The organism is Paenibacillus sp. MABNR03 (assembly GCF_050455445.1).
In the GTDB taxonomy this organism is placed as follows: Bacteria; Bacillota; Bacilli; order Paenibacillales; family Paenibacillaceae; genus Paenibacillus; species Paenibacillus xylanilyticus.
In genome coordinates this window covers 964,895-991,652 of the sequence record NZ_JBCIYR010000003.1, presented here as the reverse complement: position 1 = coordinate 991,652, position 26,758 = coordinate 964,895, and the positions used below count along the sequence as shown (strand labels likewise).

Below are 26,758 nucleotides of genomic sequence, written 5' to 3'. Positions count from 1 at the left end.
AGTCCGCTCGACTTGCATGTATTAGGCATGCCGCCAGCGTTCGTCCTGAGCCAGGATCAAACTCTCCAATAAAGATGTTGCGATGCAGCATCGTCCTGCAAGACAATCGGTTCAACTCGGCTGAGTGGATGAATGTCTTGCAGCTATTATCGAAAAGAGCGATTAGCTCATTTTGAATCTGACGAGATTAAAATCTCATTTGTGCTTCGAAATCATACAGTCAGATGACGTGTACCGATTTCTCTGCGTCGATCTTGCAAGCAAGATCGTTACTCACTCGTTGTTCAGTTTTCAAAGATCAAACTTCATTTCCGACTCTTTCAAGGCCGGAATTAGAATATACCACATATCTTCATAACTTGTAAAGATATTTCTCGAAATATTTTTTTGAGTTTTCCGGGCTTCTTGCGGCCGAAAGAAGAATATATCATTTTAGGAGCCAGCTTTCTAGTTGTAAAATGTTCCAGTAGTAATCTACCACATCATAGAGAGCAGCTTCCCTTATATCTTTCTTTTTCTAAAACCACCCATAATTAGCTCTCCAATAAAGTCTGCACAGAATTGCTCTCTTCGAAGGTCTTTTTCGAGAATCGAGATAATCATATTAGACTCACTGAAACTGCCTTAAACCCCAAACCGGGAGAAGTTTTAAATCTGCAATTTGGCTTTAGTTTTGATATAGCAATTAGATAGGGGACATTTAGAAGACAAACGATAACCCAGGAATACGCTTCATGAGATCTGTCGCTTCTTCTTCTGTAATACGCATACCACATCCGTCCTCATGGGCTTCCGTATACAAATAGTCACTCCCATCTTCCTTCAGAAAGCACAGATCATCTGGCATAGAAGGATACAGCCAATCCAGGAAACCATCGGCCTCTTCTTTCAGGATCTGCCCAGAGCCTGGCGTACATTCATATATATTGTAGATTCCTTCAGTATAAAACGCTCTTGTCCTCATCATCATTTCTTCCGTGGTACAATTCTCTATCAGATACGGCTTCAATCTCTGTAAAACTCTTGCTACTCCTGCAGGTGTTTCCTCTTTATATCGTCTGTCCACAAGGAAAAAGCGCCCTGTTTTCTCGATCAATTCGTCAATTAAATGTATGTATGCAGCCCCTATTGGAGCCGTATGAAAAGGTATCGCTCTCATTCAAATCCCCCTTAATATTCCTCTTGTTCCGACGCTATAGCAGTGTCACGTGATTGCATTATGGCATAGGCTGATATCACCAATCCAAATACAGGAGGCTTATCACATGGCATACGTACCTGGTTCGGTTTCATCTCCGTCATCTGCCGGATATCCCTATCCATACTACCCACCAGCACCGCAACCACCTTATCCCTATCCTTATCCGTACCCCTATCCATACCCGCCATTTTACCCGCTGCCCTTGCCAATTCCCGTCGGAGGCCCTTGGTGGCATGGCGGATATCCGGGAGGAGGGTATCCCGGCGGCCATCACGGACCATTCCCGGGTGGTGGCTATCACAGCGGCCCATACGGTGGAGCTCCCGGGGGGCATGGAGGCCCTTCAGGTGGGGGTTTTCACGGTCATCGGTTTTTCCAGCAGGGATAACATTCGAACCATTCAGGAGCTGCTGCATGCAGTTCCTGTATTTTTATATTTACTATTTCATACGTTGAATAGGGACTGCTTCGCCACCCTGAAGACCCGGGTCAGTACTCAATCTCATCCATGATCTCCAGGTTGCGGTTGGATTCTTGCAGCAGGCTCGTAAAGGTATCTGTTATATAATAAACAAAATCCGGATCATGCACATAAATGATAATCTGACCATAACTACCCTGATCTGACGGATCAAAGTCCAGCATTAGATACAGGGAACCCCCAGCCATCGTCGCAAATGGAATCCACGGTTTATGAAATAAATAAGGCTTGATCTCCGGATCCAGTTTACTGATCTCTTCTGCCGAATAGTGCTCTTCCAGCTTCTCACTCCGCTCGCAGAAATATTCCTTGGTTTCCCGGATTTCCTCCAGTGACATCAAGTAAAACGGGGTACATTCCTCTCTCTCGGCATCGCCAGGATACAGGACATGAAATGCATAACCACTGCCATTCTTGCACTTGTAGAATTCCCGAAAATCTTCTGGCAGGCGGACACCAAACTCTCTCTCAAAAAGAGCCAGGCTGTCTTCGGAAGCCCCTCCCAGCTGCTGATATTCTTCATACAACTGTCTAATCTCTTCATCCTTCACTTTTTTATGTAATAATTCATTCAAATGATTCATCTGCTCATTCATTCTTTCGTTCATATCCGTTTGCATAAGACTCCCCCATTCTCAGCTGTATTATGTCCGTTCATGCATATACGCTTTGTAACCCAGAACGCCTCCTTTTCCCACCATCTTCGATCAGGATCATGACTGCGTAAGAAAGCAGATTCAGCCACTCTTCCATTTAGAGCAACCTGGTCATCCGAAATAAGTTTGCTGCTGCGCAGCATTCCATCAGGCTCGACCGCCCATGAACGCCCCGGATCTTTTTTAACATCTATGGTCTAGATAACCATCCTACCAACGTAACGGTTCTTCTCCACGCCACACAACAAAACGCTCCAGTTCACGGAGAGTTCCTGTTCCAATACTGTAGTCATCCATTCGGTCGGAATGCAGATCAAGGATATGCACCATGCCCCCAAACGTACCTACTGCGAGCTTGGATTGATCAGGCGAGATTGCCAGAGAATAAATGGTGCTGCCTACAAAATGTCTCCATACCTCCTGCCCCTTCTTATCCACACATTTGAGGTAACCATATGCATCGCCAAGAACCATACCTTGTGGTATTTCTACGGCAGCATATACACGAGCGCTTTCATCCATCATAGGCCAATCTTCTTTCGATTCATTGCCTTCCACTTCATCCAAATTCACCTGCATCGTAACTCCATTGTAAAAATGGCACGCATTAAACCAGACGTACTGATGATCTCTGGTAAACACCGCATGATGCGGGTAACTGGATTCAGGATAAAGCGCATAGGTATGATTACGTTCACGATCCAGAAGCATATGGTCACTAACCTGACTGCCAAACGCAATCCATCGACCATCCTGAGACACCGCTGCATGCCCCATGGAAATCTGTGTATCCTCCAATTCGTGCTCCTCCACCTCTGCAGGATCAGGGTGCATCGGAGATACCTTGCCATGCTCCACCAGATAAATTCCGTAATGGGACAAAATGATAAGCGCCTGACCACGATCAAACGGAATGAGACCTTCGAGTGTGCGTTCCGGATATTCACAGTCAGCAAGGGATTCGATTCGGGGCAGCGCCTGATGAATGGCTGATTGGATGTCGTCCCAGCGGAACATTGCCACTTCTTTTCCTTCCAGATGACGATCTGGCTGTGTAATCACGCGGATCCCCTCAGTGCCTGCCAGAGCATACTGTTCACCATCCGGCGACTGCCCAGCGAATTGATATTGTGGAAAAGAACGCACATGTTCGTGATCACCGGTATATACGCATCCTTTATCCGTCAGAAAACCACTATTAAAGACAACAGTATCGTTATCCAGATATCCCGCTACGCGCACGGCCTGCATGGATGACTGAAATGTTTCATTGAATGGCCAAGTTGCCGCAGGTAATTCCTTACGCAGTCGATGCAGATCGTTCTGTACGTTTCCCTTCTTCACCATGTCCCATACTTCCGCACTGAACTCTGCCCGTCCGTCGTTCGCCAGTATCGATTCATCCGGCACTTCTCCCGCGATACTTCTACGCACAAAATCATTTACACTCTGGGCGTAGCGTTTCCCTTCCTTCCTCCACTTTTCTGCAATTTTTTCGTTTAACCAACTCATCCATGATTCCTCCACTCCGTCTCAATTCATGATTCTACAGTGATGTGCGAGCAAAAAATGCTCTATATCGTAATCCGTGGTCCCTTCCACCCCGTGGATCTCTTCATAAAAGAGGGCAATTTCCCTGCCATTCGCATAATTAAAACGCAGGTATCCACCAATGGAAGCCATGAAGAGCTTGCATGTATACTCATTTTCCATCACCGCATCCCACTTGAACTGTGCTTGACATAAGCTGGCCAGATGTTGGATTGACGTCCGATCCTTGTGATCTTCCAAATGATAAAAAGTGTGATTTCTCAGCTCATTCCAGGGTTCAAAATAGCTTGGCTTTATCGTTTCAGCTTGACCGTAGTACCCACAATAGATTCGGTCCAGCGTGTCGCCAAACTCCGATTCCGTATGTTTCCACAAAGTAATCTGCTCATCGTGGCGAGGGAGCCACAAAAGTCCGTCAATTTCAGGATGAATGGCCAGGAAGTCGCCATCCACGGAGCTGCCTATGCTAATACAATCCTCCAGCTGTTGTTGACTGACAGGGGTAACGTCGGTATGCATCCAAAAGTCATATTCTGCAAAAGGCTTCAATACCTCGTGATCCGGCCTCTGTACGTTCATCCAGCCCGAATAGGTTCCTTCCCCATATTGCTCGAGCCACTGCCGATAAGAAACTGGCAATGAAACGGAATGCTGCTGCTCAAAACGTAAAAGCTCCTCTGCGGATACTGGTTTAAGCGTACGGGTTACCACATACATTAATGACATCTCCTATCTTCAGGTCATTCTTCTACAAATCAAATGATGGATTTCTCAGGCAAGCTCCTCCTGAACAATTTCTGTTTTTACACCTTTACGATTCACGATGCGAATGGAGAACGCATCATATCCATCCCGTTTAACCTGGTTAAAATCCATGCAATCGCCAGTGATCAATTCGTAGGTTCCATCTTCATCCACATCTTCCCCGAATTCCTCATCCCACGGCACATTGTAAAAGGCTGACAAGTGGACTTTAAACGTATCCTCTCCCTCCACGTCCAGATATGGACGCAGCGACCTTTTGCTCAGTTCTTCCTCCGGATAGGTTTCACACAACATTGCATCATAACCATGTTTAGCTGCATCGATAAGCAAATAACGCTCTCCGGTCACAGTGTGCTCTGCATATACGATTAATGGTGTCGAATCCTGCCAGGTTATCAGATCATCTTCCATCAAGTCACCATAATAAAAGATATGGAACTTGTCATGACCATCCTTTGTCTGCAACTTGCCTTTCCACTCGACTTCCTGGTTCTCCCCAGCCGTTACTTTTTGAACGATCCCTTCCAGATATGCTGGTCCATTATGTACGCCAAACAAATTCATCATCTCGCCTCCGCTTTATTCATTCGTATCCATACGATTTTTTGTTCTTCATCAACCGTCAGATTTACATCAACGTTCAGCTTGTCGTGAAATAATGCCGTAATGTTAATGTACGGATCACGCGCCGCTTCACTTCCTCCATTATGGGAACGAGTCATCCCCTGATGAATAATGGATTTTACCAAATTCCCATCGCCTTTGCCCGTCGTTTCGTAGGTATAGATCTCCTGCTCTTCTTTGTTATAAAAATGAAGTGAGGTTGTATAATCCTTAGCATTTGAATATTCTTTTTCCGACCTTACGTACGTCGTTTCGGGAGAATGATATTCCACGTTACCTGCTAGAAAAGGATTCTCATTACCTAGTGTGACGCCATACTCCTGATAAGCCAATTGAAAAAGGTAGTTGATATGGTTCATATCCACCCGGTAATATAACTGGCGATTGTCCTCACTCTTATCCATGGCTGCGAAACTGTTCACGAGCGGCCATGCATCATACGGTTCCCGATTTACATCTACCGCGAGCACATAGTCTGATAGCACTCTCTCTTTTTGGAATACACCGTACGTCTGTAAAATAAAATAGGCAGGGATGAGAAGACTACCTAAAATTATTCCAAATATAAGTAGTTTGGCACGTAATTTCATTCCATTCCTCCTCGTCGCTTTCCTTGGTTCCTCCTCAGCCTGTCTTGTGCAAAAGCTTGGTCAGCGCGCGAACCATCTGGTCCCTGTTCTTCGCTTCCTTCATGTAAACCGGAAGATAATGCGACGCCGTCTTGAACGGTATATTCCCACGTCTCACTCGCAAATCGGCAGAAACATATGAAATCAGGTAATTTAAATGCGCCCGATTAACAGCCCACACCAATTTACCTCGTACATAGTCCAGAAAATACAGCTCCATACCGAAGATTGGATCTCTCCCGTCCCGAGTGTCCATAATATATCTTTTGCAAACAGGCTTGCTATGCAGCTGGGTTTGATTGACGGCGCCGCAGTGTGGACAATCAATGTGTGTTGATTTGTGAGAAGTCTGTTTATCGTCTGTCACTTCGATATTGAACCAACGTTCACACAGAACACAATTACCCTTGGCATGATATTGATATACCGGCTTTTCCACCCCATGAGCATAACATGCTGAGCATTTCCACTGCATTTGATCCTGACATTGCTCGATATAAGCGTGACCGCCGCATGCCTGACATTTGACGTCAACACGTTCACCTCGTCGCAGTACCCAATAAAAATTATATTTATAGGCTCCTTCGTCCTCAAAACGTTTCATTTCAAATCCATTCCTCTCATTAGACACGAATATGTCTTATATGTGTTACCATAAATCCCACCATCAAAATTTTCCATATGTGCTGCCTAAAATTATAAGTAACTCCACCGCGTAGTACAAGAAACGTATGATTTGACATGATTAATTCCGAAATATATATCATTAGGGTTTGTGTTTTACATCACAATTGCGCATATTGAACATCATATGTAAGTAAAGACACAAAGAGTATCCGTACCTCAGAACGTTCTCTGAGCGGATACTCTTATTTTGATACTTTTTAATTGGAGACATTATAAATCAAGCAACAGGGACACGAGAAGTCCCATGGAGGCGATGAAGCCTACAATAGGCCCACCTTCCTCAAACGCTTCAGGCATCATGGTAGAGCAGATCATCGCTATGATCCCCCCACCTGCAAATGCCCCAATAGCCGCAGCCATCTCATCCGGAAGCTGTTCCAGAAAAAGATACCCACACAAGGCTGCCATCGCTGAGATCAGCAGTACACCAAGCCACATTAGAATGATTCTGGACTTGGTATAGTTATTACCACGCAAACCTACCGTACTCGACAGACCCTCAGGGATATTACTGACGAATATGGAAACGATGAGCACCACGCTCACGCCATTTCCGGTTAGCAGGCTTGCTCCAAGCATAATAGATTCCGGGATAGCATCCATAACCGTACCTGCAAAAATGCCTAACCCGCTCTGGCTGCTGTCTCCGGATTGCTTTTTTCCAGAACGTTTGCGCCCTGCGCCGCCCTTACTGGAAATGAGTAGGTCGAACAACGTGTATACCACTGCACCTGCTGTAAATCCGATTGCTGTCGGGACGATCCCTCCATCATTCAGGGCATCTCCTATCAGCTCAAATGACGCAGCACCAATCAAAGTTCCCGTACCAAATGCCATAATCCAGCCAATCACCCGTTTGGGGATATGGAGAAACAATGCTGCAAGCGCCCCAATAACAACTGCTGAAGCGGAGAAACCGCCCCACATGAATGCAGTCCACATCTGGGCCATCCCCTTTCAAGTTCATATCCCATCTATCCCTTCATTAACCAGGGTTACTGCTCGAAAAACAAACCGGAACTTTGACCGGAAACATGAGACAACTCGCTCGTTCTTCCTGTAAACTTCATCATTTGCGTTGTTATCCATGTCACCAGTTAAATTCCAAGATCACGATGTGATAAAATGATGCAGACTAAAGCGGCTGAATAAATGTATGCCAAGACCAAGTTTTACAATGGCCAATCCGCCATGTTCAAGAGGAATAACGATTTTATGTACGGTTACTTCACAGTTGAACTCTATATGGAGTAGATACAGAAAGGAAGAATGTTGATGCGCAGGGAAAACAAAGATACGGCAGCAGAGTTCCTCCAACAATTCCCTATTTTCCAGGATCTGAGCCCTGAGGAATTGAAGCAGGTGGAGGATATCGCCATTTCCAGAAGCATTCATAAAAAAACAGTTATATTTGCCGAAGGCAGTGAAAAGGAAGCTGTATTTTTTATCCGTACCGGCATTGTAAAAGCATATAAAACGGATGAGAACGGGCACGAACAGATTGTATCTTTTCTGAAAACGGGAGATATGTTCCCACATACGGGATTCTTTAATGCTCATCCTTATCCCGCTACGGCTGAGGCCATTACGCCAGTCGAATTGATTGCCATCCCTGTCAGACACTTTGAACGCCTAATGCTCAATACACCAGCTATTGCGATCAAAATCATGCGGGTGCTAGGCGATAAAATTCGTGAGCTGCAGGATAAATTGCAAGTACTCTCCGGTCAAGATGTGCGCAACCGAGTGCTGTCCTTCCTGTTGATGCTGGCTGAGCAGCACGGTCAGCCTTCCGGTCACAACATCATCATCAACCTGCCCATGACCCATCAGGAATTCGCCAATTCCATTGGCACGACTCGGGAAACAGCCAATCGTTTATTGAATCAGCTCACCAAGGAAAATCTGCTGGAAGTGGATCGCAAACAGATTATCATTCATGATATACAGGCCTTGAAGCGTCAACGGGACACTTGACCAAGTCTCAAGTTTTCCCTTTCATGCTCGACTTCTTATTGGCTCTGGATTATGTGATCTCCGCGACACGTGCTCCATGTTACGATTCTTGGTACTTTGAAATGGGCACTGCAAGACTCCTTTATGGATAGTAAAAAGATCGTTCTCATCGTTTATTCCTCCTTCGATGTTCTTGGAATACATTCATCATAAAGCACTATAGCCGGGATCACCTTGATTGGAATCAAGGAATCCCGACTATCGCTCTCCAAGATATTCGGTTGAGCAGCTCCGGCTTAGTATGATTTATACCATCATTTTGCGAAGCGAGGAGATATATTTTGCACGAATAACAAAGAAATAAAAAGTCTGTGCCAGCAAAAACGCACCAAACACGGTTAAAACAGGAATGGTATAGTTGGCAATCCCAAATTCAGTCAGGAACGGTCTAACCACTACAAGTGTTTCCACGATCGAGATCAGAATAGGGAAGAAAAAGAGAACTGCAATCTGAATCGTGGATGACCTCTTCATCTCCTGGAAACTGAGTCCCATCTTCGAAAGGGAATGTACCATTCTTCCATCCGACTCCAGATCCGTGTGCAATCGGAAATATAGAAAACTGGCTGACGAGATTGAAAAGATCAAGCCGATAAAGATACCCAAAAAGGTAATTAGTGCTGTTGTCTGTCTGAATTCTTCGAAATCGGTATATCGGGTCGTAAAATAACCGGAGAATTCCCTATCCGCAGAGCGCTCCTTAATTACTTCTTCAATGCCTTTCAAGCGGTCACTGATCAGAGCTTCAGATGATTCACGACCTGGTACAGACTGACCCCATGATGGGATTTGATAAAGATATTTGCCTGAAAGTTCGCGCTTATCCAATGACTTCGTCAGTTCGTTATATTCTTCATCATTGACAACCGCCACGGCTGTTGAATAGAGAATGTCGCCCAATACCGGGTCTTTTTCAGTATGCTCGATGTTGAGCTCCAGAGACTCCGATTCGATATTCAGCACGAGCTGATCTCCATCCGCGTGTGGACGAAATCTTTCATTCTCTAATGCCCTGTCATCATTTCTGGAATCAATGAAAACTCCTGCGTGATCGGCCAAAGTGTACGTCGGTTTGTTCCGCATCATGTTGAACCGGTTGAAGTCACTTAGGGACATCACGGTTACACGCATGTCATCCTTATTCGTATATAAATACTCCAGATAAACCTCCTGATAATCCAAGCCGGCAGCATCCAAAACTTCATTAACAGGAGCCATATTCGGCTGGTCTAATGCACTATATACGTTGTAACGAATCGGGAATGCATTGTCTTTAAAGAGCTGACGATTTTGCTGATCCAGGGATAGGATGACTACAGCGCTCATCGATGCGATGGCAATCACGACCGTTACCATGAACAGCATGCGTGCGTTATCCTTGATCTTGTAACTCATTTCCGAAATCCACAACAATCGGGTTCCGTGCCACACCCGCTTGCGGTTGCGTTTCATCAATCGAATAGCCAGAACCGAGAGCTGGGAGTAGAAAAAATAGGTCCCGGCTATACCTGCTACTGCAGCGATCAGTATATTTCCACCCGACAAATCATTGTATAGGGCAATAAAACCGGCCGACAGTAAAGCCAGTCCTATAAGCGAGAGCAGCCATGATGCTTTGGGTTCCTTTTTCGGTTTACTCGTACCTTTTAACAGCTCGAGCGCCCGCTTATTACCGATAAAAAGCAGCGTAAACAGGGAAATACAGAAAAACAGCAGCAAAAAGGCACCAACCGTAATCAAAATCGCCTTTGTTGGGAAATAAAAGGGCAGATCCTCCATGCCGATAAACCGTGTAGTGAGCATAAGGAACAGCTTGGACAACAACATGCCACCACCTATTCCAGCCACAATGGACAGGGAACCGATCAGCATATTTTCCATGATAACGAGTCTTCGAATCTGTCCTGGTTCTGCACCCAATATGGTCAAGATGCCGAATTCCTTATTCCGCGATTTTAGAAAAGCACTGATGGAGTACATAACGAAAAAGATCGCAAATACATACACAATAATTGAAGCAATTTGCATTCCAGACGCCGTTGTCTTGCCAATCGGCATATTCGCCACATAAGGATGATAGCTGAATACCGCATAAGCGAAGAAGATCATAACCATAAATACACTGCTCAGAAAAAAGGCTACATACGCCCGTCCATTCCGCCGAATATTATTAAACGCGAACTGAGGAAAGCTCATGTGAATTACCTCCCCAGAAGGATAAAGTGTCGATGATCCGCTGAAAGAAGGTCTGACGGTTATCCCCGCGATGGACCTCTGCAGCCAGTTTGCCATCCTTGATAAATACGATGCGATGACAGAAACTGGCGGCAAGTGGATCATGCGTCACCAGCATGATGGTCGTTTTTTCTTGCAGATTAATCTGTTCAAGTGATTCCATTACGGCTTGTGAAGAAGTGGAATCCAATGCCCCTGTCGGTTCATCCGCGAGCACGATCGATGGCATGTTAATCATTGCTCTGGCAATGGCTGTACGCTGCCGCTGTCCGCCCGAAATTTCATAAATGCGTTTATCGAGTATATGATCAATCCCGAGCTGGTTCGTGATCCGTGTCAATCTGCTTTCCATTTCCCTATATTTTACCTTGTCCAGCGTTAGCGGCAATACGATATTCTCTGCAACCGTCAGCGTATCCAGCAGATTGAAATCCTGAAATACAAATCCGAGTTCCCTGCGCCGAAACATGGCGAGTTCTTTTTTTCTCATATCAAAAGGATTCATGCCATTAATCAGCACTTTGCCCGAACTGGGTTCATCTATTGTAGAGACCATATTCAGCAACGTCGTTTTGCCACTTCCTGAAGGACCCATAATGCCAACAAATTCACCCTGTTTGATCGTCAGATGAATATCGCTAAGGGCCTGAGTTTGAACTTTACCCTGGTATATTTTATTTAGTGCCGAGACCTGTAACATCTCCATAACTATTCCCCTCCAATGTTCATTCTTACTTTTTCCGTTATCTTAATCTTATCGTAACCGACCTCCCGCAACGCTGCCATCGAATAACCTTAAACTTTCCTTACATGTGCTTTAAGATTACGTTCCCCTTTCACTGCAACTCATTTTATCCACAAAAAAAACACCTCGCCCTTAGGCAAAGCGCTCTATTTTCGATTCATCCAACTGAAGCGGACCAGCGTTCCTTCGTCTAGTTTGGAGAATAGTTCAACCTGGTTCCCCAGACGTGCACTGATCTCGCGGACAAGATATAGCCCCATGCCGGTGGATTCATGATACTGTCTTCCCCTCTCCCCTGTGAAGTAAGGATTAAACACTCGATGAATGTCTTCCACTGATATGCCAATTCCTTCATCCTGAACATCCAAAATGGTGCGGTCTCCCTGAACGTATGCGGTCATAATGACCTTTTTGCCAGATCTGCTGTCCGAGTAGTTAACGGCATTCGTCAAGATTTGGGTAAACATAAAACGCAGCCATTTGGCATCACTGTATATGTGGAGATCGCCTTCAATTCGGATGTCCGGTGTGATGCCTTTGCGAATAAACAGGCGACGATTTTCAGCAATACTTCCTCGGATCACTTCACCAAGAGAGAGACGCTCTACACGAAAGTCTCCTTCAAACTGCTCCAATCTAGAAGAATGAAGAACCATCTCCAGCCCTTTGCGCATTTTGTCCAGTTCATCCTGAATGCTTCCAGCTGTCTGATCCTCCACATCCTCCAGTGTTAATTGAATGATTGACAATGGCGTCTTCATCTGATGAACCCAGCGATTCATAAAAACGACCTGCTGCTCGTTTCGAGTACGCAGTTCACCCAGCTCTTGCTGTCGATTTCGTTCTAGCTCTTGGATTACCCCTTTAATCGCTTGTGCCATTGGAGCATGACCCAGCGGCTGAAAAGGTTCCCTGACCAGCTGCTTTGGCTCGTGCAGGGCGCGGTAGACATGATGAAGCTGAGCATAACGCACAAACAGGTACACGACGAAGATAACCGTACTGATCAACATGCCGTACAAGACAATACGAATTGGACGAGCTTCGCCCGAAAGCCAGTATACTGAAGGGACTATCAGCATCTGAAGCAAATAGAAACCAATCAGGGGTAACTGGTCTCTGAAGAAAAGTCTCATTTACAGTCCCTCCTGAGCAGCCGTCCCCAGATCGAGTAAACGGTAGCCCGCTCCCCGCACCGTCTCCAGCAAATCCTCTGCACCCAGATCCTTCAGCTTGCGACGAACACGGGTTATATACACATTCAATGTATTATCATCGATAAAGTGTTGATCCTCCCACATCAGATCAAGCAAACGTTCGCGGCCTACCACCCGCCCAGCCTTGCTCATCAATGCTTCAACCAGAACAGATTCTTTTTGGGTCAGCTCCACAGTTAGATGATGAAGTTCAAGTACAAACCTTTCGGGGTAGAGCACCATGGGTCCATTTCGCACTTTTAACTCTTGCTGTGCTGCAGCATACGTGCCATACGCCCTGCGCAGCTGGCTTCGCACCTTGGCTAAAACCACCTCGTATTGGAAAGGTTTGGTAATATAATCATCCGCACCGTGTTCCAGCGCCATAACCTGATCCATACCGCTGTCACGTGCTGAAATAAATAAGATGGGACATATGGAATGCGTACGGATCTGCCTGCACCAATAGTATCCATCATATTGTGGAAGGTTCACATCCATAAGGACCAGATCCGCACCGGTCTTCAAAAATTCATCCAGTACATGGCGGAACTCCTCCACGACATGTACCTGGAATCCATTTCGGTTGAGATACGATGATAGTAAGCCTGCGAGCTTGGCATCATCTTCAACCAACAATATCGATTGCATTGTATAACCTCTCTTTCCGCACCAGGATGCCCTGTTCACATCTAGTTACCCATTCTAGACGGAAATGGCACGGAAATAAAGGGTCAGACGACGAGACGTCCTCGTTTCTCTGCAAGTCCAATGGTGGCCTCCACTCCGGAATTAAATTCAAGAAAGTCCTGTTCCACCCCATCACTGAAAATGACTCCGTCTTCCGGCATCTGTGATACAATCCGCAGAGGCTGCTTCTGATGAACCTTTCCGAATACCAGGTTGACCGCTGTTGTCCGGCTGGGAAACGGTTCTCGAACCGTAAAGTACAAATAAGGGGAATCCCATCCAAAGTTCTCCATTCTATGTTCTTGAGTAATGGCACTCACCGAGTTGCCATCTTCATTCATGTGCATATGCTTCCATGTCTCGGAGCCGACAATGCCGGCTGCACCAGCCAGCACACTCTTGAACCAGCCCGTCGCACCCAAACCGGTAGATACAATCACACCGCTGGATGACTGCTGTTCTACCGATGAACCGAGACGAACTTCATAACGGGCAGATACATGCGTCTTCCGTCCGATAAACAAATCATTAACCCCATAGAGAAATTGTCCGTCATTCAGTTCCACTTTCGCCAGTGTCACTTCTCTCAGGGAACGCTGCTTTCGTATAACATCCGGTATGATCATCTTCAGATCCTCCACGGTAAATGGAAGCAGTACTCCATCCCAACGCATGGGGTCAGGATTCACGCCGATGAGCGGCTGCTCTGTTACATATTTCAGCGTATTCGCCACAAGTCCATCCTGTCCTACTACCACAACGATGTCCTGTTCTCCAAATATAAAATTGGGCACATGTTCCCGATCAATGGTCTGCACCCGGCCGAGCTGACTCAGCTGATGCTGAGCCTGCTGCACGGAATACCGATAACGTCGATCCTCCTCCATATAATCGCTAAAATCAGCACCAAGACGTTCGATATAAAATTGGGCTTGTTGTACAGTGTTATAACGAACTACCAGTTCTTCCAGTCTTGTTTTACGTTTCACCAAAATGAGTTTGCTATCGCCTAGATGGTTTTGGTCAGCATGTTGTATGCGCGAGGACTTACTTGTTTGCCCTAGTCTCATCGTGATCGACCTCCCTGTTCTCTGGCTGGTGCAGACATTAATCCTTGCAACAAATCAGGTGAGATGTTGAGCTGACCAATTTTGCCTGCGTTCTCAGCCAGTTCCTGGAAAGCCAGAGCAATCAGTTTATCCGAATTCATCCCCATGTTGGCCATCGCCTGAAGCACATTTGGTTCCACCTCCTGCAATGATTTCATGACCGCAGCAATTTCATAGGCTTTCGCATCAGCTTCGGCATTATGATTGGCGATCGTCAATTCGATGAGCTGCTGTTTCCGCTCCTCCATTGCCGTGTTGAATTCAAGCTGCTCCTGCTCCATTTCATTCTCTTTCTGTTTGACCGAGCGCTCTGCCTGCAATTGTGTTTCTCTGATTTGCTGCTTTTTCGTTTCTACGGCAATTTCCGTATTGAGTTCGTTTTCCTTCACTCGACGCTCCTGCTCAATGGAGGCATTCCGGCGCACATATAATGCTTCATCCGCCTGACGTAAAATTTCTTCGCGTGCCTGCGCCTCCAGCGCCCGCATCGTTTCCTTGTTTGGCAGAATGGCAAGAATGGATAAACTCATCAGCTCCACTCCCAGTTTCTCCAGCTCCTCACTTTGCACCACTTCACGCTTCATGCTGCTTGCGAGCCGTTCGCTGGATTGAATGGCCTCCTTGAGGGGAATCTGTTCCAAATGCTTTTTGGTCAATACTTTGGCTGTCGTTATCACGCGTTGGTCCAGCTTGCCGGGATCGTCAGAAATATACTTGTTCTTGCGTAAATTGTACGTGTAATTCAAACTTTGCGTAATTTTCAGGTAATCCACAATGCGGTAGCTCAATTGGCCCTGAACCGTCACTGTTTGATAGTCAGCCGTAATTTCTTCGAACATAAAAGGAACATCCACGGAAGATACGGGCAGTACAACAACCGAAGTTGTTGGCTCGTAGTAGTAAAAGGACAATCCCACACCCTCTCGCTGTACCTTCCCGTTTTTAATTTTCATTACATATTCACTGGGCTGAAACTTCACGAATCGGAATCCAAACATCGCTCATTCCCCATTTCTTGATAATGTCATTATGATATTATCGAAATGATAACAAACGTTTTTGATAATGTCAATATGACATTAATGATTTCTTTAATATTTTTTTGCTATCAAAAAAAAAACCGTCTCTTGGCCATAGCCTTAAGACAGGTCTGAATTTCGTTTATTTGCTTAATTATTGGCTTGTGCACTCTTGGTGATTAGATCCACGAAAAGGTCAATCTGTGCTGTAATGGCAATCGGGTCATAGCGATAGAACGTATCAAAATCATTTTCGAAGAAGCGTTGATTCTTCACTGCCTCCAAGCCATTCCACACCTTCGATTGTTTGAATTCCTTCAATGCATCTCCCTTTTTCTCAGGATCGTATACCGTCATAAACATATAATCTGCGGCATACTCCGGCAGCACTTCAAGAGATAATTGCACAGTCTGGTTGTCATTGCTGATTTTACTTGGCATTTTCAGCTTCAACGCATTGTATACGGCTTGTCCGCCACGGCCTGCGTTGTCTCCAAATGTCCAGAGATCTCCTTTGTCGGTCAGTTCATATAGTCCTACAGTTGTATTCTCGTCAACAATGCCTTTCAGCTTCTCGCGTCCTTCTTCAGCCTTTTTCTCATAGGCGGCAATAAATGCTTCAGCTTGCTCCTTCTCACCAATCAGGTCACCGAACAGCTCCACAGTCTTGTAAATGTCCGTTGCTGTTCCGTAGGGAATATGCACCGTTGGAGCAATTTTGGACAACTCTTCATAATTATCATCGTACATCACCACAATCAGATCGGGCTGCAATTCCAGCGTCTTCTCTACATTCACCGGATAACCAACATCCGTCGTATTCTTCAGCTGTTCCTTAATAAACGGATTTTCAAAGGCACTTGGCTCCACACCAATCAGGTTGCCTCCCACCGACAAAATCTCGCCGCCATAATAATCCGTTACGATACGCTGCGGATGCGCGGGAATGGTAATGTCGCCTTTGGCTGTTTTGTAGATACGTGTTTCGTTTTCACTTGATCCCTCGGATGCATTACCATTTCCGGCACTGCCATTATTTTCTGTTGTCTGTCCGCTGCCGCTTCCTGTTTCATGATTTGCTGTCTCCGCACTGCCGCACCCGGCAAGAACAAGAACACAGACAAGAAACAAAGTGCATAACGATAGAGTGGATCTGAATCTGAACTTAAACATGATGGCCCCCCAAAAAATTCGCATTATTTGATAATGGGAATCATTATCATTTGAATCATAGCAGAATTATTTTCATCTTGTCCAGATTAATGTTCGTTCTGAAAAAAAAGTTGGAGGTCCAGCCTATATATGGCTCAACCCTCCAACTCACTAATCTACCTGTTTCAATACAGCTGTTCCATCATTCTAGCAACGGCAACTGCACCTTGAGCACGGTTAGCCGTCTGTTTTGGTGCGAAGGTTCCGTCGCTCATTCCCTTCAACAAACCTAGCTGCTGCATGGAAGACACAGCCTGCTTCGCATAATCTGCGATATGTTCGTTATCCCTGAACTCAGCACCAGCGACTGAAATTGGGCCTGAATCTCCACCCTGTTTGGCAGCTTGAACTGCACGATCAAGTATCACTGCCATTTCTTCACGCGTAATGAGATCATGGACTCCAAAGGATCCATCGGCACGTCCCTGAATGATGTTCATCTCCAATCCAAGACGGATCGACGCGGAATACCATTGTCCTTCTGGCACATCACTCAGCAAAGATTGGGTTGCGTTTGGCATATGAGCGCTGCCAATCCCTTGAATGACCATATGCAAGAATTGCCCTCTTGTCAGTTCTCCCAGCGGATCGAAACGGTTCTCGGACATCCCTGAGATAATCCCTTTTCCATACAAATTCTTTACTTCATTTACTGCCCATGAATGGGTCTGTATATCTTTTAGAGGTATCTGAACCTCAGTTACAACAAATGAACCGGATTGAAGGGGCTTGAAGATCATTCCCCCAGCAGTCTCATCATATTTGGAATACGTGACTGGTTTCATATGACCATCTGGCAATATGGATTGCACAATGAGAACAGTATGTTCTGACTTGGGTTTACCTGTATCTGAGAATACGATTTCAATGGTCCGATCATTCCATGGTAATACTTCACCATCCACCAACAGATTGACGTTGATAACGGGATAATTACCGATGGCTGCTATTTGTGTTTCGGATAAATTCTCTGTGGAACCTTTCGATACTACAATATCAATTGTTTTGGCAGCAGCATCAATCCCCTGCAGTGATTTCACCGGTATACGTACCGATGTATGATCAACAGTCAGCTCCAGGGACTGAACCTCCTGCGTTTGAATCCAGGCTGCCAATGAACTCGCAGGCACATGGAACGTCACAGCCTTGAATGTGCTGGGAACGTCAGCAATCAGCTGCAGCTGTTTATTTCCTGCTTTCAATTCTTTGCCCCATTGAATCCATTGCTGCGCATCGGGTTGAATGGCGTAATGTTGATCCCCGGTCAAAGTTCCTTTGACTAGGTTCGAACTACCTACTGTCTGGTTTTCCGTTTCCGGTGCAGGTTCAATAACAGCAGGACTTTCAGTAGATGATGGCTGTGATGGTTGACTTGGTTGTGAAGGTCCAGGGACTGTCTCTTGCCGCACCAACTGACGTATTGCCTCTTTTAACGATGAGTCCGCATGACTTATGTCCTGAACAGAAGCTTCTATATCGTCAATCCATTGTTTGGCTGCAGCGAGCGCCTCCGCCAATTTGCTCCAGCTTGCGGCCGTATATTGATTTTGCTGCAGTTTCGAAGCTGAATCCACGGTAGTCTGGAGAACCGATTTGTCCGCGGGGAATGTGCCATATGCTTCAAAATCCATGAATCCCACCCATGTTGAGCCAGCTGTAACGGTAACCCGAATATAACGCGCCTGTGTACCCTCTGGCAGAATGTGTCTTGGACTGGTGGAAACAACGACGTCACTTGTTGTATCAAGAACCGTGACATAGTTTTGATTATCCTTAGACACTTCGATTCTGTATTTGATGCCGCCACTCCACATGGACATTTCGAACTTGCGGATATTCGCAACGGTTCCGAGGTCTACTTGCCACCAACTGTCCACACTTTGATCCGTTCCCCAGGACGTATTGGGATTGCTGTCAATGGCTCCGTTTGGTGAGTTGTCCTCTCCGCCGCCCGTACCTGCACTTGAGGAAGCCGTTGCTGTCTTGCCAGTTGTTAAAGCTTCCAGCAGAACAAGGTTGCGACCAGCTTGTTGAAGCTGTTCCAGAGCCTGATTGACTTCAGCCTGTACTGCATCCGGCTTGTCTCTCACGACAATGGCTGCCTGCAGAGCAGTTTGCAAAACGTTCCAGCTCCGATAAGTATACGAAGATTCGCTCCGCTGCTGATCCTCTTCTATGAGCTGTACCAACATGGTTTTGTCTACATCAGATAATCCCTGAATGGCTTTGTCCAAACTTGCAACTGCTTTGTCCACTTCGGTCTGGGTAGCTCTTGGATCGGCCAGAACTTGTTTCGCCCTGGCGAGTGCTTTACTAAAAACAGTCCATGTTGCCGGTGACCAATCCGCTTCAAGGAATGCCCCTGCTTCTGCGATTTTATCTTCAAGCGCCTTCCGAACGGCAGGAATGACTTCAAGCTGCTGCATGACGGCTTCGAGTGCTGCTGCTGCTGCATCTGTCTCTTGTTGTGTCAGAACCTCCGAAGTGTAAGCTCGCTGGTACACGCGATCCGCTGCCTGAATGGCTGGTTCCAGCATTGGCCAACTGGCTGGTGTAAAATCCGATGCCACTAATTCACTTGCACGTTTAATGGCAGCCCATAATTGCTGACGATCTGCCGGCACAGATTCCATGCCCCGTTTGTACACGTCCAGTGATTCCAAGGCACGTCCTTCGAATGAGAACCCTCCATTGGCAGGATATTCATCATAGTCGAACATCGCGTGGTTCTCCCAAGCGTCACCCTCTGAAGCAATCCAGCCCACATTAGCCGCAATCCATGCCGGTTCCCAGTAGAAGAACCCTGCTCCGCGTCCATCAGGAACTTCTGCAATCAGATCCATAATGCCGGCAATGGCGTCATGTTGCCCTTGTACAGTTGCCGGGAAGGTTGCGCCCCCCACATGAAGTGCTTCTGGACTGCCAATAATGTTGCCATGAGCATCCCCATTTTTATAGGAGAATGGATAAGAAGTCTCGGCAATGATGACTTCTTTTTTATATTTGGCGGAGACATTATTCATCGTTTGTCGTACGTCCGCGAAGGTTCCGTGCCAGAACGGATAGTAGGATAGCCCGATAATGTCATAATCCAGTCCGCGCTTCTCCACTTCTCCGAAGTACCAGTCAAACATCTCCGGTTTGCCGCCTTCAGCCAGATGGATCATGATCTCAACCTGATCGCCCCCATCAACGGCCCTCACTCCATTTACACCGCTCTGCAGCAGCGCAACATTTTCATCAAAATTCACATTGCTGTTCAAGCCGTTAAGGACACCGCTGTTAATTTCATTTCCGATCTGGACCATGTCTGGCATGGCACCTGCTGCTTTCATGTCGCCTACTACCTCGACAGTATAATCATAAACGGCCTTCTTCAGTTCTTCAAAAGACAGGTCCTCCCATGCTTTTGGTCGAAGCTGCTGACCTGGATGAGCCCATTCATCAGAATAATGGAAGTCGAGCAGGATCTTCATCCCCTTTTCCTTCACCCGCTTGGCTAAGCGGATTACATCTGCCTTGTCATTATAGCCACCTGACTTCTGTGGATCATTCCACAGACGGAGCCGAACATAGTTCACACCACGGTCCTTAAGAATGTCGAGCAGGTCTCTCTCCACTCCATTGCTGTCCAGATATTTACCGCCATTGTCCTCGATTGCCGTTAACGTTGAGATATCCACCCCTCGTATAAAATCATCGCGGTATCCCCCAACCTGTACGTTAGCCACCGGCTGAATAAGTGCTCCATATACCGCACCAGTAACGGTGAAGCTTCCGCTGGAAGCATACTGGGCAGGTTCTATTTCATTCCATGCCACCGGAATATTTGCCGATTTTCCGTTCTGATAAAGAGCCTGAACTTCAGCAGGCATCACCGGTGCGACACCCTTTAAGGTGGAAATATTAATCGGAGAATAAGCAGTAATATGTTCTGGCTCAAGCCCCTCTTCCTGTCCCCAGACTTTCAGCTCGGCAATGCCTGGCCACCAATCCGGTCCAGCGTAATAAGGAATGGTTACCTTCACGTATCTCACGTCATCTGCCTGAAAAGTCACCTTCGCCATGTCTTCGGCTGTTTCGTTTGCTGTCTGATCAGCACCTGTTGTCCATTGAATGGCATCTGATGATACTTCAACACGATACTTCACGACTTGGCCTTGATCTTTCCACGTCAGCTCAGCTCCTGACACCTGATATGTTCCTCCCAGATCAACCATTAACCAATGCGGCTGATCTGCTTCATTCCTGCTGTCTGCACTCCACTTCGTATCGGCGTTACCGTCTACGGCATACTCCTTGTTCCCATTGTATTGCAGATCTTCCGCACTGACGGTAACCTGTTTGTTCAATGCCACGTTCACTTGTGCTGCAGCAGCCGGACGTACCAGCATTCCCAAATCACAGAACAGCATTAACAAGACAAGACAGCCGCTTATGTATTTCTTGTTCACTCTTTGTCTCCCCCTTTTTTTGTAATTGGTCGTGCATGCTTAATCATGGATGAAGCCTATCTAATTGTAAGCGCTTCATGTGAGGTGCGACACGGCATTATCCAAAGGAAACAGCAGTTATTTTAACAGGTTGATGTAGTGGGCTATTACCTAAAACGACTCCGTCTGTCCGGTCCACCTGTATGAAAACTACACCACAACGCAAAAAACCTGTCCCCTTTGCCTAAAGACGGCAGGGAACAGGTTTTGATAATGATAAGTTATATTATTATATCGATTCGGGGCAGTGCTGATCTTGTTATAAATCCAAAACCTTATCTTGTCCTTTCAATAGACAACCTCATTATTTGCTAAGTTTCAGTTCCAATTGTACCTGAATGTCGTTCTCGGTGGATAACACGACGGAGTGTGGATTCTTCATGCCGAAATCTTCGAACGTAACCATCGTTGTGGCAGACAACAATACCTGATCATTTTCATAAGCGGCCTTGGCATCAAAAGTGACCTCCTTTTCGACGCCTTTGACCGTCAGGGTACCGCTCATTTTAAAATCTGCCGTTTGTCCCGCCGTCCACTCCGTAGGAACACCTTCAAATGAAGTTGCCTTAAACGTCGCCTGCGGGTGCGTGCTGACATCGAAGAAGTCCGCTTCTTTTACGTGCCCGTCCCGCTGACCGTTACCCGAGTCAATTCCGCTCATCTCAATTTGGCCGTCTGCTTTCATCTGGGAAGCATCGTCCACATGAATAGTCCAGGTTCCACTGACCTGCTCGTCCACAAAGTTTACGGTCTCCTGCGATGTCGTTACAGAGAAATACACCTTTGAACCTTCGCTGATCGTCCAGTCCCCGTTCAATTGCTCCGCGCTGGCTGCTTCATTCACTACTGCTGTGCCTGTGCCTGCATCTGTTGTCGATGCTGCCGTGCTCGCTGGAAGCACCTGCTCGATATCCACGTTGTTCCCCATGTAACTGTTTGCGAAATAATAACCTCCACCGCCAAGAATAGCAATCGCGGCCACGCCGGATATCACCCATGTTTTTGTCTTTTTGTTCATCTCTATCTCCTCCAATTGGGTATTGTATATGTTGGTTGTTGCATGAATCTTAACAACCCAATGTGTCAGGATGACGTCAAAACTTGACGCACAACTCATTTTTTTCTGAAAATAATTGCCTAATTGGCTTTAGACCCCGGCTCATGTAAAATCAGTACACAAGCTTATGTCGTGAAAGGAGACACCTTCTTGAAATCCATACTCATCGTCGAGGATGAGCAAGCTATTGCACGTGTACTGGCTGCTTATCTGAGAAAAGCGGGGTTTGACGTCCGTCATGCAGCTGATGGACCCACTGCCCTAACTCTATTTGACTCTGATGTCCCTGCCCTAGTTTTGCTCGATGTAATGCTGCCAGGAGTGGACGGATGGGATCTGCTGCGGATGATACGTGAAAAGAGCTCTTGTCCTGTCATAATGCTAACAGCACTGGATGACATTCAGGACCGTCTCAACGGTTTGAATGCTGGTGCTGACGATTATATGAGCAAGCCCTTCGTGCCGGAGGAAGTTGTTGCAAGAGTTAACGCGGTACTTCGCCGCAACCCGCATTGGACTGCGGAGGGTGAGGGCAAACGTTATTTCGGGAATCTGGTCATTGACCTGGCAGCCAAGCAGGTGCTGCTAAATGGTGCAGAAGTTGCACTAACCCCTCGTGATTTGTCCTTGCTGATATTTCTGTCTGAATATCCCAATCGTACGTTCACCCGGGAGCATCTCATTGAACAGGTATGGGGCATGGATTACGACGGGAGCGACCGCGCCGTGGATCTCTCGATTAAACGGCTGCGTCAGGCCCTTTCTCACTGGCTGCCAGAAACGGGAGAAATCCGGACTTTACGGGGAATGGGGTATCAATTTTGGATCGCAAACTAAACCGAAAAAAGCCAAAACGAAAAACATCCATTCTGTCCTATTGGACACTTCAATATTTTCTGATCCTGTGTATCGGGTTCAGCATTATCGTTGCAGGTGCACTCTACTGGATCAGAACAACTTCCCTTGAAAAGGGCCTCAAAACGGCTGAGCTTCTGGGACTGGAAATTGCTGAAAAGGTGTCCGTGTCCGGGAACAGACTGTACATCCCCCCTGATCTCGACAGGCTGGTGGATAAGCGTACAAAGCTTTTTAATACGGATAATCATTTTTGCATCATGATCCTCGACAACAATAACCAATTGATCTATTCCAAACCGAAAATGACACAGCAAGATGTATATTCCAGACTGTCTGACGATCTGCTGGAGCCGCGAAACAACAAATTTGCCGGCGTTACTGTCAATGTAGTGGATGCCAATCAGACACTGGGCAAGGTATGGGTGATGCAGTCCAAAAAAGCCATCACGTACAGTTCGGATACACTGCTGATTGTAGGTCTGCTGTTTGCAGCCCTGATTCTATGCGGCTGGTTTACAATCTACCTTCTATCTCGTAAGCTCTCCAAGCCTATACGTCAGGTCGCTCATGCCGCAGAGCAGATTCGAACCGGTAACTATGAGGTCAACCTGGATCTGAATACCAGGGAGCAGGAGATGAACGAACTCGTGAATTCCTTTCGCGAGATGTCCCTTCGTTTACAGCAGCTGGAGGAATGGCGCACTATCTCACTGGCGGGAGTAACTCATGAACTGAAAACCCCGGTGACTTCCATCAAAGGATTGGTTATGGCCGTTCGTGATGATATCGTCAGCCCGCAGGAAGGCAAAGAGTTTCTTGATATTGCATTAAAGGAATCCGAACGTATGGAACGCATGGTGGCTGACCTCCTGGACTATAATGCGATGAGTGCAGGCAGCGTTGCTGTACGCCAGGAACGCATTGATCTGAATTTGCTGGTGGGAGAAATTATCTATCAGTGGAAAATTGCTTATGAGGATAAATCACCAGAGGTTGCATTACATGCACCCGGCGGCTCGTTTTATACCATTGGAGATGCATTGCGAATTCAGCAAATTATCGTTAATTTGCTGAATAATGGCTTACAGGCGACCGCTTCCGGCCAAAGAGCCGCCTTTGAACTTCGTTTGCGTGCTGAAGAACAATTTCTCTTCGTAGACGTTCTGGACAACGGTACAGGCATTGCTGAGGAAGATCGATCCAAAATATTCGAACGTTTCTATCGTGGGGAGATCAAAAAACGTCTGTCGCGTGGACTGGGACTCGGGCTCACTTACAGCCGTCTTCTCGCTCAAGCCCAGGGGGGCGATCTGACCCTCACGTCAAGCAGCCCCCAAGGGAGTCTGTTTACCCTCAAACTGCCACGGTGGAAAGCACCTGATGCGCCGTCCCTTGAAAAAGCCTATCGTTCACCCGTGAATGCTTGATTCGCTAGACATATAACAAGCACAGCCCGGCCGGGCCTCCTGAATGGATTCCTGGCTGGGCTGTTTCAAGTTTCGGTTCCATGAGCCCACGAAAATGCAGTGCACCAACAGCCCATGTTGCAAGCTATAACAAAATTTGCTATTCTGAAAGTGCATCGTTGTGTATAACGCAAATAAGCCCTCTATTTATAGAGAGCAGCAAAGTTCCAAATGAGCAAGCGGCAACTTGCAAATCGGGATATTTCTTTATACCAACGAATGTAATAAAACTCAAAGTGAGGTTATTTATCATGGCAAAAGACGTATTGTGTGAAGTAAATTCCTGTGTGCACTGGGCTGAAGAGAACAAATGTAACGCTTCTTCGATTTATATCGTGAGCCACAGTTCCAAAGAGGCTAGCCAGTCTGCTGAAACAGACTGCAAAACATTTGAAGTAAAATAACAATTTCTTTGTAGCTTTAAGTTAAAGGAGCCCTGGCCGGTTCCTTTTTCTTTTTGTATTGTAACAAGAATGATAATTATTATCAAGCCCTATTCTGCAAAACGTTATTCCACTCACAGGATGCACATTGAACAGGCTGCTCACGTAAACTACGAGAGCAGTGAATCTGCCTATGAACGATTATCCAAGAGGTGAATAACGATGCCTGTTAAAAGTGGCAAGCAGTATATGGAACGCATCAATGCCCAGACCGTGCCCTGTTGGTATAAAGGTGAACTCATTACTGGTAAGAGGTCAGAACATCTTGCTTTCAAAGGGCTAATGGAGACGCAAGCGCAACTTTACGACATGCAGACTAATCCGCAACTGGCAGGCCAGATGACATATGAGTCACCTGCGGACGGAAAACCTGTGGGTTTATCGTTTCTGCCACCAACAACGGTTGATGATCTTCGCAGGCGCCGTGAAGCCATGAGCATCTGGTCGGGTACTCATCACGGATTCCTGGGTCGGTCACCTGACTACATGAACACAGCAATCATGGCATTCTACACGGCTGCAGATATGCTTACCGAGTTATCACCTCAGTACACGGAAAATCTGAAGAACTACTATGCATTCTGTCGAGACAACGATATTACTCTCTCTCACGCTTTTATCCAGCCCCATGCCAGCAAAATATCCGGACAAATGGACGCGACCGAGGATGCAATTGCAGCCAAAGTGGTGGAGCAGACTCAAGATGGCCTTATTATCAGCGGAGCATTCATGATGGCTACACAGGGTGCAACAAGTGACGAAATTTTTGTATATCCATCGCCTTCGCCTGCTCCATTTGATGATGAAAATCCTTTTGCCTTTGCCTTTGCCGTACCCAATGATCTGCCTGGCATCAGCCTCATTTGCCGGGATACGTACGCGGCCGAATCCCGCTTCAACTACCCACTCAGCTCCCGATACGAAGAAATGGATAACATCGTCATCTTTGATCATGTGCTGGTACCCCATGATCGAATTTTCTTAGCTGGAAATGAAGAAATGTCCTCACGTCTCTTTAGCGGAAGCAATTTCCACATTCACGCAGGACATCAAGTATTATGCCGATATATTGCCAAAACCGAATTTATCCTCGGTACACTCCAATTGCTCACCGATACGCTTGATCTGGCTTCCGAAGCACACGTCGTTGAGAAAACAGCCCGTGTATTAGCTGGTCTGGAGTCTCTTAAGGCCATTGCCGTTGCAGCCGAAGTTCGAGCGATCCCTGACGGTAGAGGCTTTATTTTGCCCGCACCCCAGCCGTTGATGGCTGCCAATATTCTATATCCGAAGCTATATCCCGAGATGATTGAAATCATGCAACTGCTCGCATCCAGCGGAATGATCATGGTACCACAGGAGGAAGAATTCGGGTCTGACGTTGCTGGCCATTTGGATACTTACCTGAGAGGCAATGATCAGGATGCACACCAGCGTACTGCCTTGTTTCGCCTGATTTGGGAGCTGGGAGCAGGATCATTCGGTGGCAGGCAGACACAATTCGAACGTTTCTTCTTCGGCAATACCATTACGGTGTCCAATCGCTTGTACTCGACCTATTCAGGGGATAACACATACCGTCAGCTCGTAAACGAATTTCTTGCAGACAAGAATAAATAATATCC

General features: G+C 46.5%; 23 protein-coding genes and 1 rRNA gene. 6 read left to right on the top strand and 18 right to left on the bottom strand.

Annotated elements, in window-relative coordinates; translation table 11 throughout:
• Together AAIH57_RS19775 and AAIH57_RS19770 are read right to left on the bottom strand one after the other, a co-directional pair.
• Positions 1-72 (bottom strand): 16S ribosomal RNA (locus tag AAIH57_RS19775); the annotation flags it as partial.
• A 628-nt stretch (positions 73-700) separates the two neighbouring features.
• Positions 701-1,159 (bottom strand): hypothetical protein, encoded by a 459-nt coding sequence (locus AAIH57_RS19770; RefSeq protein ID WP_430022705.1) that lies wholly within the window; start codon positions 1,157-1,159, stop codon positions 701-703.
• A 106-nt stretch (positions 1,160-1,265) separates the two neighbouring features.
• Between AAIH57_RS19770 and AAIH57_RS19765 the strand changes: the two genes are divergently transcribed.
• Positions 1,266-1,589 (top strand): hypothetical protein, encoded by a 324-nt coding sequence (locus AAIH57_RS19765; RefSeq protein ID WP_175397962.1) that lies wholly within the window; start codon positions 1,266-1,268, stop codon positions 1,587-1,589.
• Between the two features lie 101 nt (positions 1,590-1,690).
• On the opposite strand, the gene AAIH57_RS19760 is transcribed toward AAIH57_RS19765, so the two are convergent.
• The 7 genes from AAIH57_RS19760 to AAIH57_RS19730 all read right to left on the bottom strand — a co-directional run bounded on the left by AAIH57_RS19760 (position 1,691) and on the right by AAIH57_RS19730 (position 7,536).
• On the bottom strand, positions 1,691-2,302 hold the full coding sequence (locus AAIH57_RS19760; protein ID WP_430022704.1) for an SMI1/KNR4 family protein: 612 nt from the start codon (positions 2,300-2,302) through the stop codon (positions 1,691-1,693).
• A 246-nt stretch (positions 2,303-2,548) separates the two neighbouring features.
• Positions 2,549-3,850, bottom strand: coding sequence for a hypothetical protein (locus tag AAIH57_RS19755; protein WP_430022703.1), 1,302 nt, complete (start codon positions 3,848-3,850; stop codon positions 2,549-2,551).
• A gap of 21 nt (positions 3,851-3,871) precedes the next feature.
• On the bottom strand, positions 3,872-4,606 hold the full coding sequence (locus tag AAIH57_RS19750; protein WP_175397960.1) for an SMI1/KNR4 family protein: 735 nt from the start codon (positions 4,604-4,606) through the stop codon (positions 3,872-3,874).
• A gap of 54 nt (positions 4,607-4,660) precedes the next feature.
• Entirely contained in the window at positions 4,661-5,221 is a 561-nt protein-coding gene (locus tag AAIH57_RS19745; RefSeq protein WP_430022702.1) for a hypothetical protein, read from the bottom strand.
• Complete coding sequence (locus tag AAIH57_RS19740) at positions 5,218-5,868, bottom strand: hypothetical protein (RefSeq protein WP_430022701.1); 651 nt, start codon at positions 5,866-5,868, stop codon at positions 5,218-5,220. Before AAIH57_RS19740 ends, AAIH57_RS19745 begins: the two co-directional genes overlap by 4 nt.
• 34 nt (positions 5,869-5,902) lie before the next feature.
• Entirely contained in the window at positions 5,903-6,511 is a 609-nt protein-coding gene (locus AAIH57_RS19735; RefSeq protein WP_430022700.1) for a hypothetical protein, read from the bottom strand.
• A gap of 293 nt (positions 6,512-6,804) precedes the next feature.
• Complete coding sequence (locus AAIH57_RS19730; RefSeq protein ID WP_430022699.1) at positions 6,805-7,536, bottom strand: ZIP family metal transporter; 732 nt, start codon at positions 7,534-7,536, stop codon at positions 6,805-6,807.
• Positions 7,537-7,869: 333 nt separating this feature from the next.
• On the opposite strand from AAIH57_RS19730, the gene AAIH57_RS19725 reads away from it, so the two are divergent.
• On the top strand, positions 7,870-8,571 hold the full coding sequence (locus tag AAIH57_RS19725) for a Crp/Fnr family transcriptional regulator (protein WP_430022698.1): 702 nt from the start codon (positions 7,870-7,872) through the stop codon (positions 8,569-8,571).
• Positions 8,572-8,856: 285 nt separating this feature from the next.
• On the opposite strand, the gene AAIH57_RS19720 is transcribed toward AAIH57_RS19725, so the two are convergent.
• From AAIH57_RS19720 to AAIH57_RS19680, 9 genes are all read right to left on the bottom strand, one after another.
• Positions 8,857-10,806, bottom strand: coding sequence for an ABC transporter permease (locus AAIH57_RS19720; protein WP_430022697.1), 1,950 nt, complete (start codon positions 10,804-10,806; stop codon positions 8,857-8,859).
• The gene (locus tag AAIH57_RS19715) at positions 10,781-11,551 is read right to left on the bottom strand and encodes an ABC transporter ATP-binding protein (protein WP_430022696.1); all 771 of its coding nucleotides are present in this window, start codon (positions 11,549-11,551) and stop codon (positions 10,781-10,783) included. Before AAIH57_RS19715 ends, AAIH57_RS19720 begins: the two co-directional genes overlap by 26 nt.
• Positions 11,552-11,736: 185 nt before the next feature.
• On the bottom strand, positions 11,737-12,726 hold the full coding sequence (locus AAIH57_RS19710) for a sensor histidine kinase (protein ID WP_430022695.1): 990 nt from the start codon (positions 12,724-12,726) through the stop codon (positions 11,737-11,739).
• The gene (locus tag AAIH57_RS19705; RefSeq protein WP_430022694.1) at positions 12,727-13,437 is read right to left on the bottom strand and encodes a response regulator transcription factor; all 711 of its coding nucleotides are present in this window, start codon (positions 13,435-13,437) and stop codon (positions 12,727-12,729) included.
• An 83-nt stretch (positions 13,438-13,520) separates the two neighbouring features.
• A complete protein-coding gene (locus tag AAIH57_RS19700) occupies positions 13,521-14,546 on the bottom strand; it encodes a sugar kinase (RefSeq protein WP_430022693.1) in 1,026 nt (341 codons plus the stop codon).
• Positions 14,543-15,583 (bottom strand): SPFH domain-containing protein, encoded by a 1,041-nt coding sequence (locus AAIH57_RS19695; protein WP_430022692.1) that lies wholly within the window; start codon positions 15,581-15,583, stop codon positions 14,543-14,545. Before AAIH57_RS19695 ends, AAIH57_RS19700 begins: the two co-directional genes overlap by 4 nt.
• 171 nt (positions 15,584-15,754) lie before the next feature.
• Positions 15,755-16,777 (bottom strand): iron-hydroxamate ABC transporter substrate-binding protein, encoded by a 1,023-nt coding sequence (locus tag AAIH57_RS19690; RefSeq protein WP_175397934.1) that lies wholly within the window; start codon positions 16,775-16,777, stop codon positions 15,755-15,757.
• Between the two features lie 164 nt (positions 16,778-16,941).
• Positions 16,942-21,270 carry a glycosyl hydrolase 53 family protein gene (locus AAIH57_RS19685; RefSeq protein WP_430022691.1) on the bottom strand — a complete coding sequence of 1,443 codons (4,329 nt, stop codon included), beginning with the start codon at positions 21,268-21,270 and terminating at the stop codon, positions 16,942-16,944.
• A gap of 343 nt (positions 21,271-21,613) precedes the next feature.
• Positions 21,614-22,327, bottom strand: coding sequence for a YceI family protein (locus AAIH57_RS19680; protein ID WP_175397932.1), 714 nt, complete (start codon positions 22,325-22,327; stop codon positions 21,614-21,616).
• A gap of 189 nt (positions 22,328-22,516) precedes the next feature.
• Here AAIH57_RS19680 and AAIH57_RS19675 point away from each other — a divergent pair, with 189 nt between their 5' ends.
• The 4 genes from AAIH57_RS19675 (at position 22,517) to AAIH57_RS19660 (ending at position 26,753) form a co-directional block, all read left to right on the top strand.
• Positions 22,517-23,203, top strand: a complete 687-nt coding sequence (locus AAIH57_RS19675) for a response regulator transcription factor (protein WP_175397931.1) — start codon at positions 22,517-22,519, stop codon at positions 23,201-23,203.
• Positions 23,188-24,651, top strand: a complete 1,464-nt coding sequence (locus AAIH57_RS19670; protein WP_430022690.1) for an ATP-binding protein — start codon at positions 23,188-23,190, stop codon at positions 24,649-24,651. Before AAIH57_RS19675 ends, AAIH57_RS19670 begins: the two co-directional genes overlap by 16 nt.
• 290 nt (positions 24,652-24,941) lie before the next feature.
• Positions 24,942-25,094, top strand: a complete 153-nt coding sequence (locus AAIH57_RS19665) for a DUF1540 domain-containing protein (RefSeq protein WP_175397929.1) — start codon at positions 24,942-24,944, stop codon at positions 25,092-25,094.
• Positions 25,095-25,295: 201 nt separating this feature from the next.
• Positions 25,296-26,753, top strand: a complete 1,458-nt coding sequence (locus tag AAIH57_RS19660) for a 4-hydroxyphenylacetate 3-hydroxylase family protein (RefSeq protein ID WP_430022689.1) — start codon at positions 25,296-25,298, stop codon at positions 26,751-26,753.
• The last annotated feature ends 5 nt before the right edge of the window (positions 26,754-26,758 follow it).

Coding starts and splice junctions, on each gene's coding strand:
- AAIH57_RS19770 (WP_430022705.1), bottom strand. CDS start 1,159: ATGAGAGCGATACCTTTTCATACGGCTCCAATAGGGGCTGCATACATA.
- AAIH57_RS19765 (WP_175397962.1), top strand. CDS start 1,266: ATGGCATACGTACCTGGTTCGGTTTCATCTCCGTCATCTGCCGGATAT.
- AAIH57_RS19760 (WP_430022704.1), bottom strand. CDS start 2,302: ATGCAAACGGATATGAACGAAAGAATGAATGAGCAGATGAATCATTTG.
- AAIH57_RS19755 (WP_430022703.1), bottom strand. CDS start 3,850: ATGAGTTGGTTAAACGAAAAAATTGCAGAAAAGTGGAGGAAGGAAGGG.
- AAIH57_RS19750 (WP_175397960.1), bottom strand. CDS start 4,606: ATGTATGTGGTAACCCGTACGCTTAAACCAGTATCCGCAGAGGAGCTT.
- AAIH57_RS19745 (WP_430022702.1), bottom strand. CDS start 5,221: ATGATGAATTTGTTTGGCGTACATAATGGACCAGCATATCTGGAAGGG.
- AAIH57_RS19740 (WP_430022701.1), bottom strand. CDS start 5,868: ATGAAATTACGTGCCAAACTACTTATATTTGGAATAATTTTAGGTAGT.
- AAIH57_RS19735 (WP_430022700.1), bottom strand. CDS start 6,511: ATGAAACGTTTTGAGGACGAAGGAGCCTATAAATATAATTTTTATTGG.
- AAIH57_RS19730 (WP_430022699.1), bottom strand. CDS start 7,536: ATGTGGACTGCATTCATGTGGGGCGGTTTCTCCGCTTCAGCAGTTGTT.
- AAIH57_RS19725 (WP_430022698.1), top strand. CDS start 7,870: ATGCGCAGGGAAAACAAAGATACGGCAGCAGAGTTCCTCCAACAATTC.
- AAIH57_RS19720 (WP_430022697.1), bottom strand. CDS start 10,806: ATGAGCTTTCCTCAGTTCGCGTTTAATAATATTCGGCGGAATGGACGG.
- AAIH57_RS19715 (WP_430022696.1), bottom strand. CDS start 11,551: ATGGAGATGTTACAGGTCTCGGCACTAAATAAAATATACCAGGGTAAA.
- AAIH57_RS19710 (WP_430022695.1), bottom strand. CDS start 12,726: ATGAGACTTTTCTTCAGAGACCAGTTACCCCTGATTGGTTTCTATTTG.
- AAIH57_RS19705 (WP_430022694.1), bottom strand. CDS start 13,437: ATGCAATCGATATTGTTGGTTGAAGATGATGCCAAGCTCGCAGGCTTA.
- AAIH57_RS19700 (WP_430022693.1), bottom strand. CDS start 14,546: ATGAGACTAGGGCAAACAAGTAAGTCCTCGCGCATACAACATGCTGAC.
- AAIH57_RS19695 (WP_430022692.1), bottom strand. CDS start 15,583: ATGTTTGGATTCCGATTCGTGAAGTTTCAGCCCAGTGAATATGTAATG.
- AAIH57_RS19690 (WP_175397934.1), bottom strand. CDS start 16,777: ATGTTTAAGTTCAGATTCAGATCCACTCTATCGTTATGCACTTTGTTT.
- AAIH57_RS19680 (WP_175397932.1), bottom strand. CDS start 22,327: ATGAACAAAAAGACAAAAACATGGGTGATATCCGGCGTGGCCGCGATT.
- AAIH57_RS19665 (WP_175397929.1), top strand. CDS start 24,942: ATGGCAAAAGACGTATTGTGTGAAGTAAATTCCTGTGTGCACTGGGCT.
- AAIH57_RS19660 (WP_430022689.1), top strand. CDS start 25,296: ATGCCTGTTAAAAGTGGCAAGCAGTATATGGAACGCATCAATGCCCAG.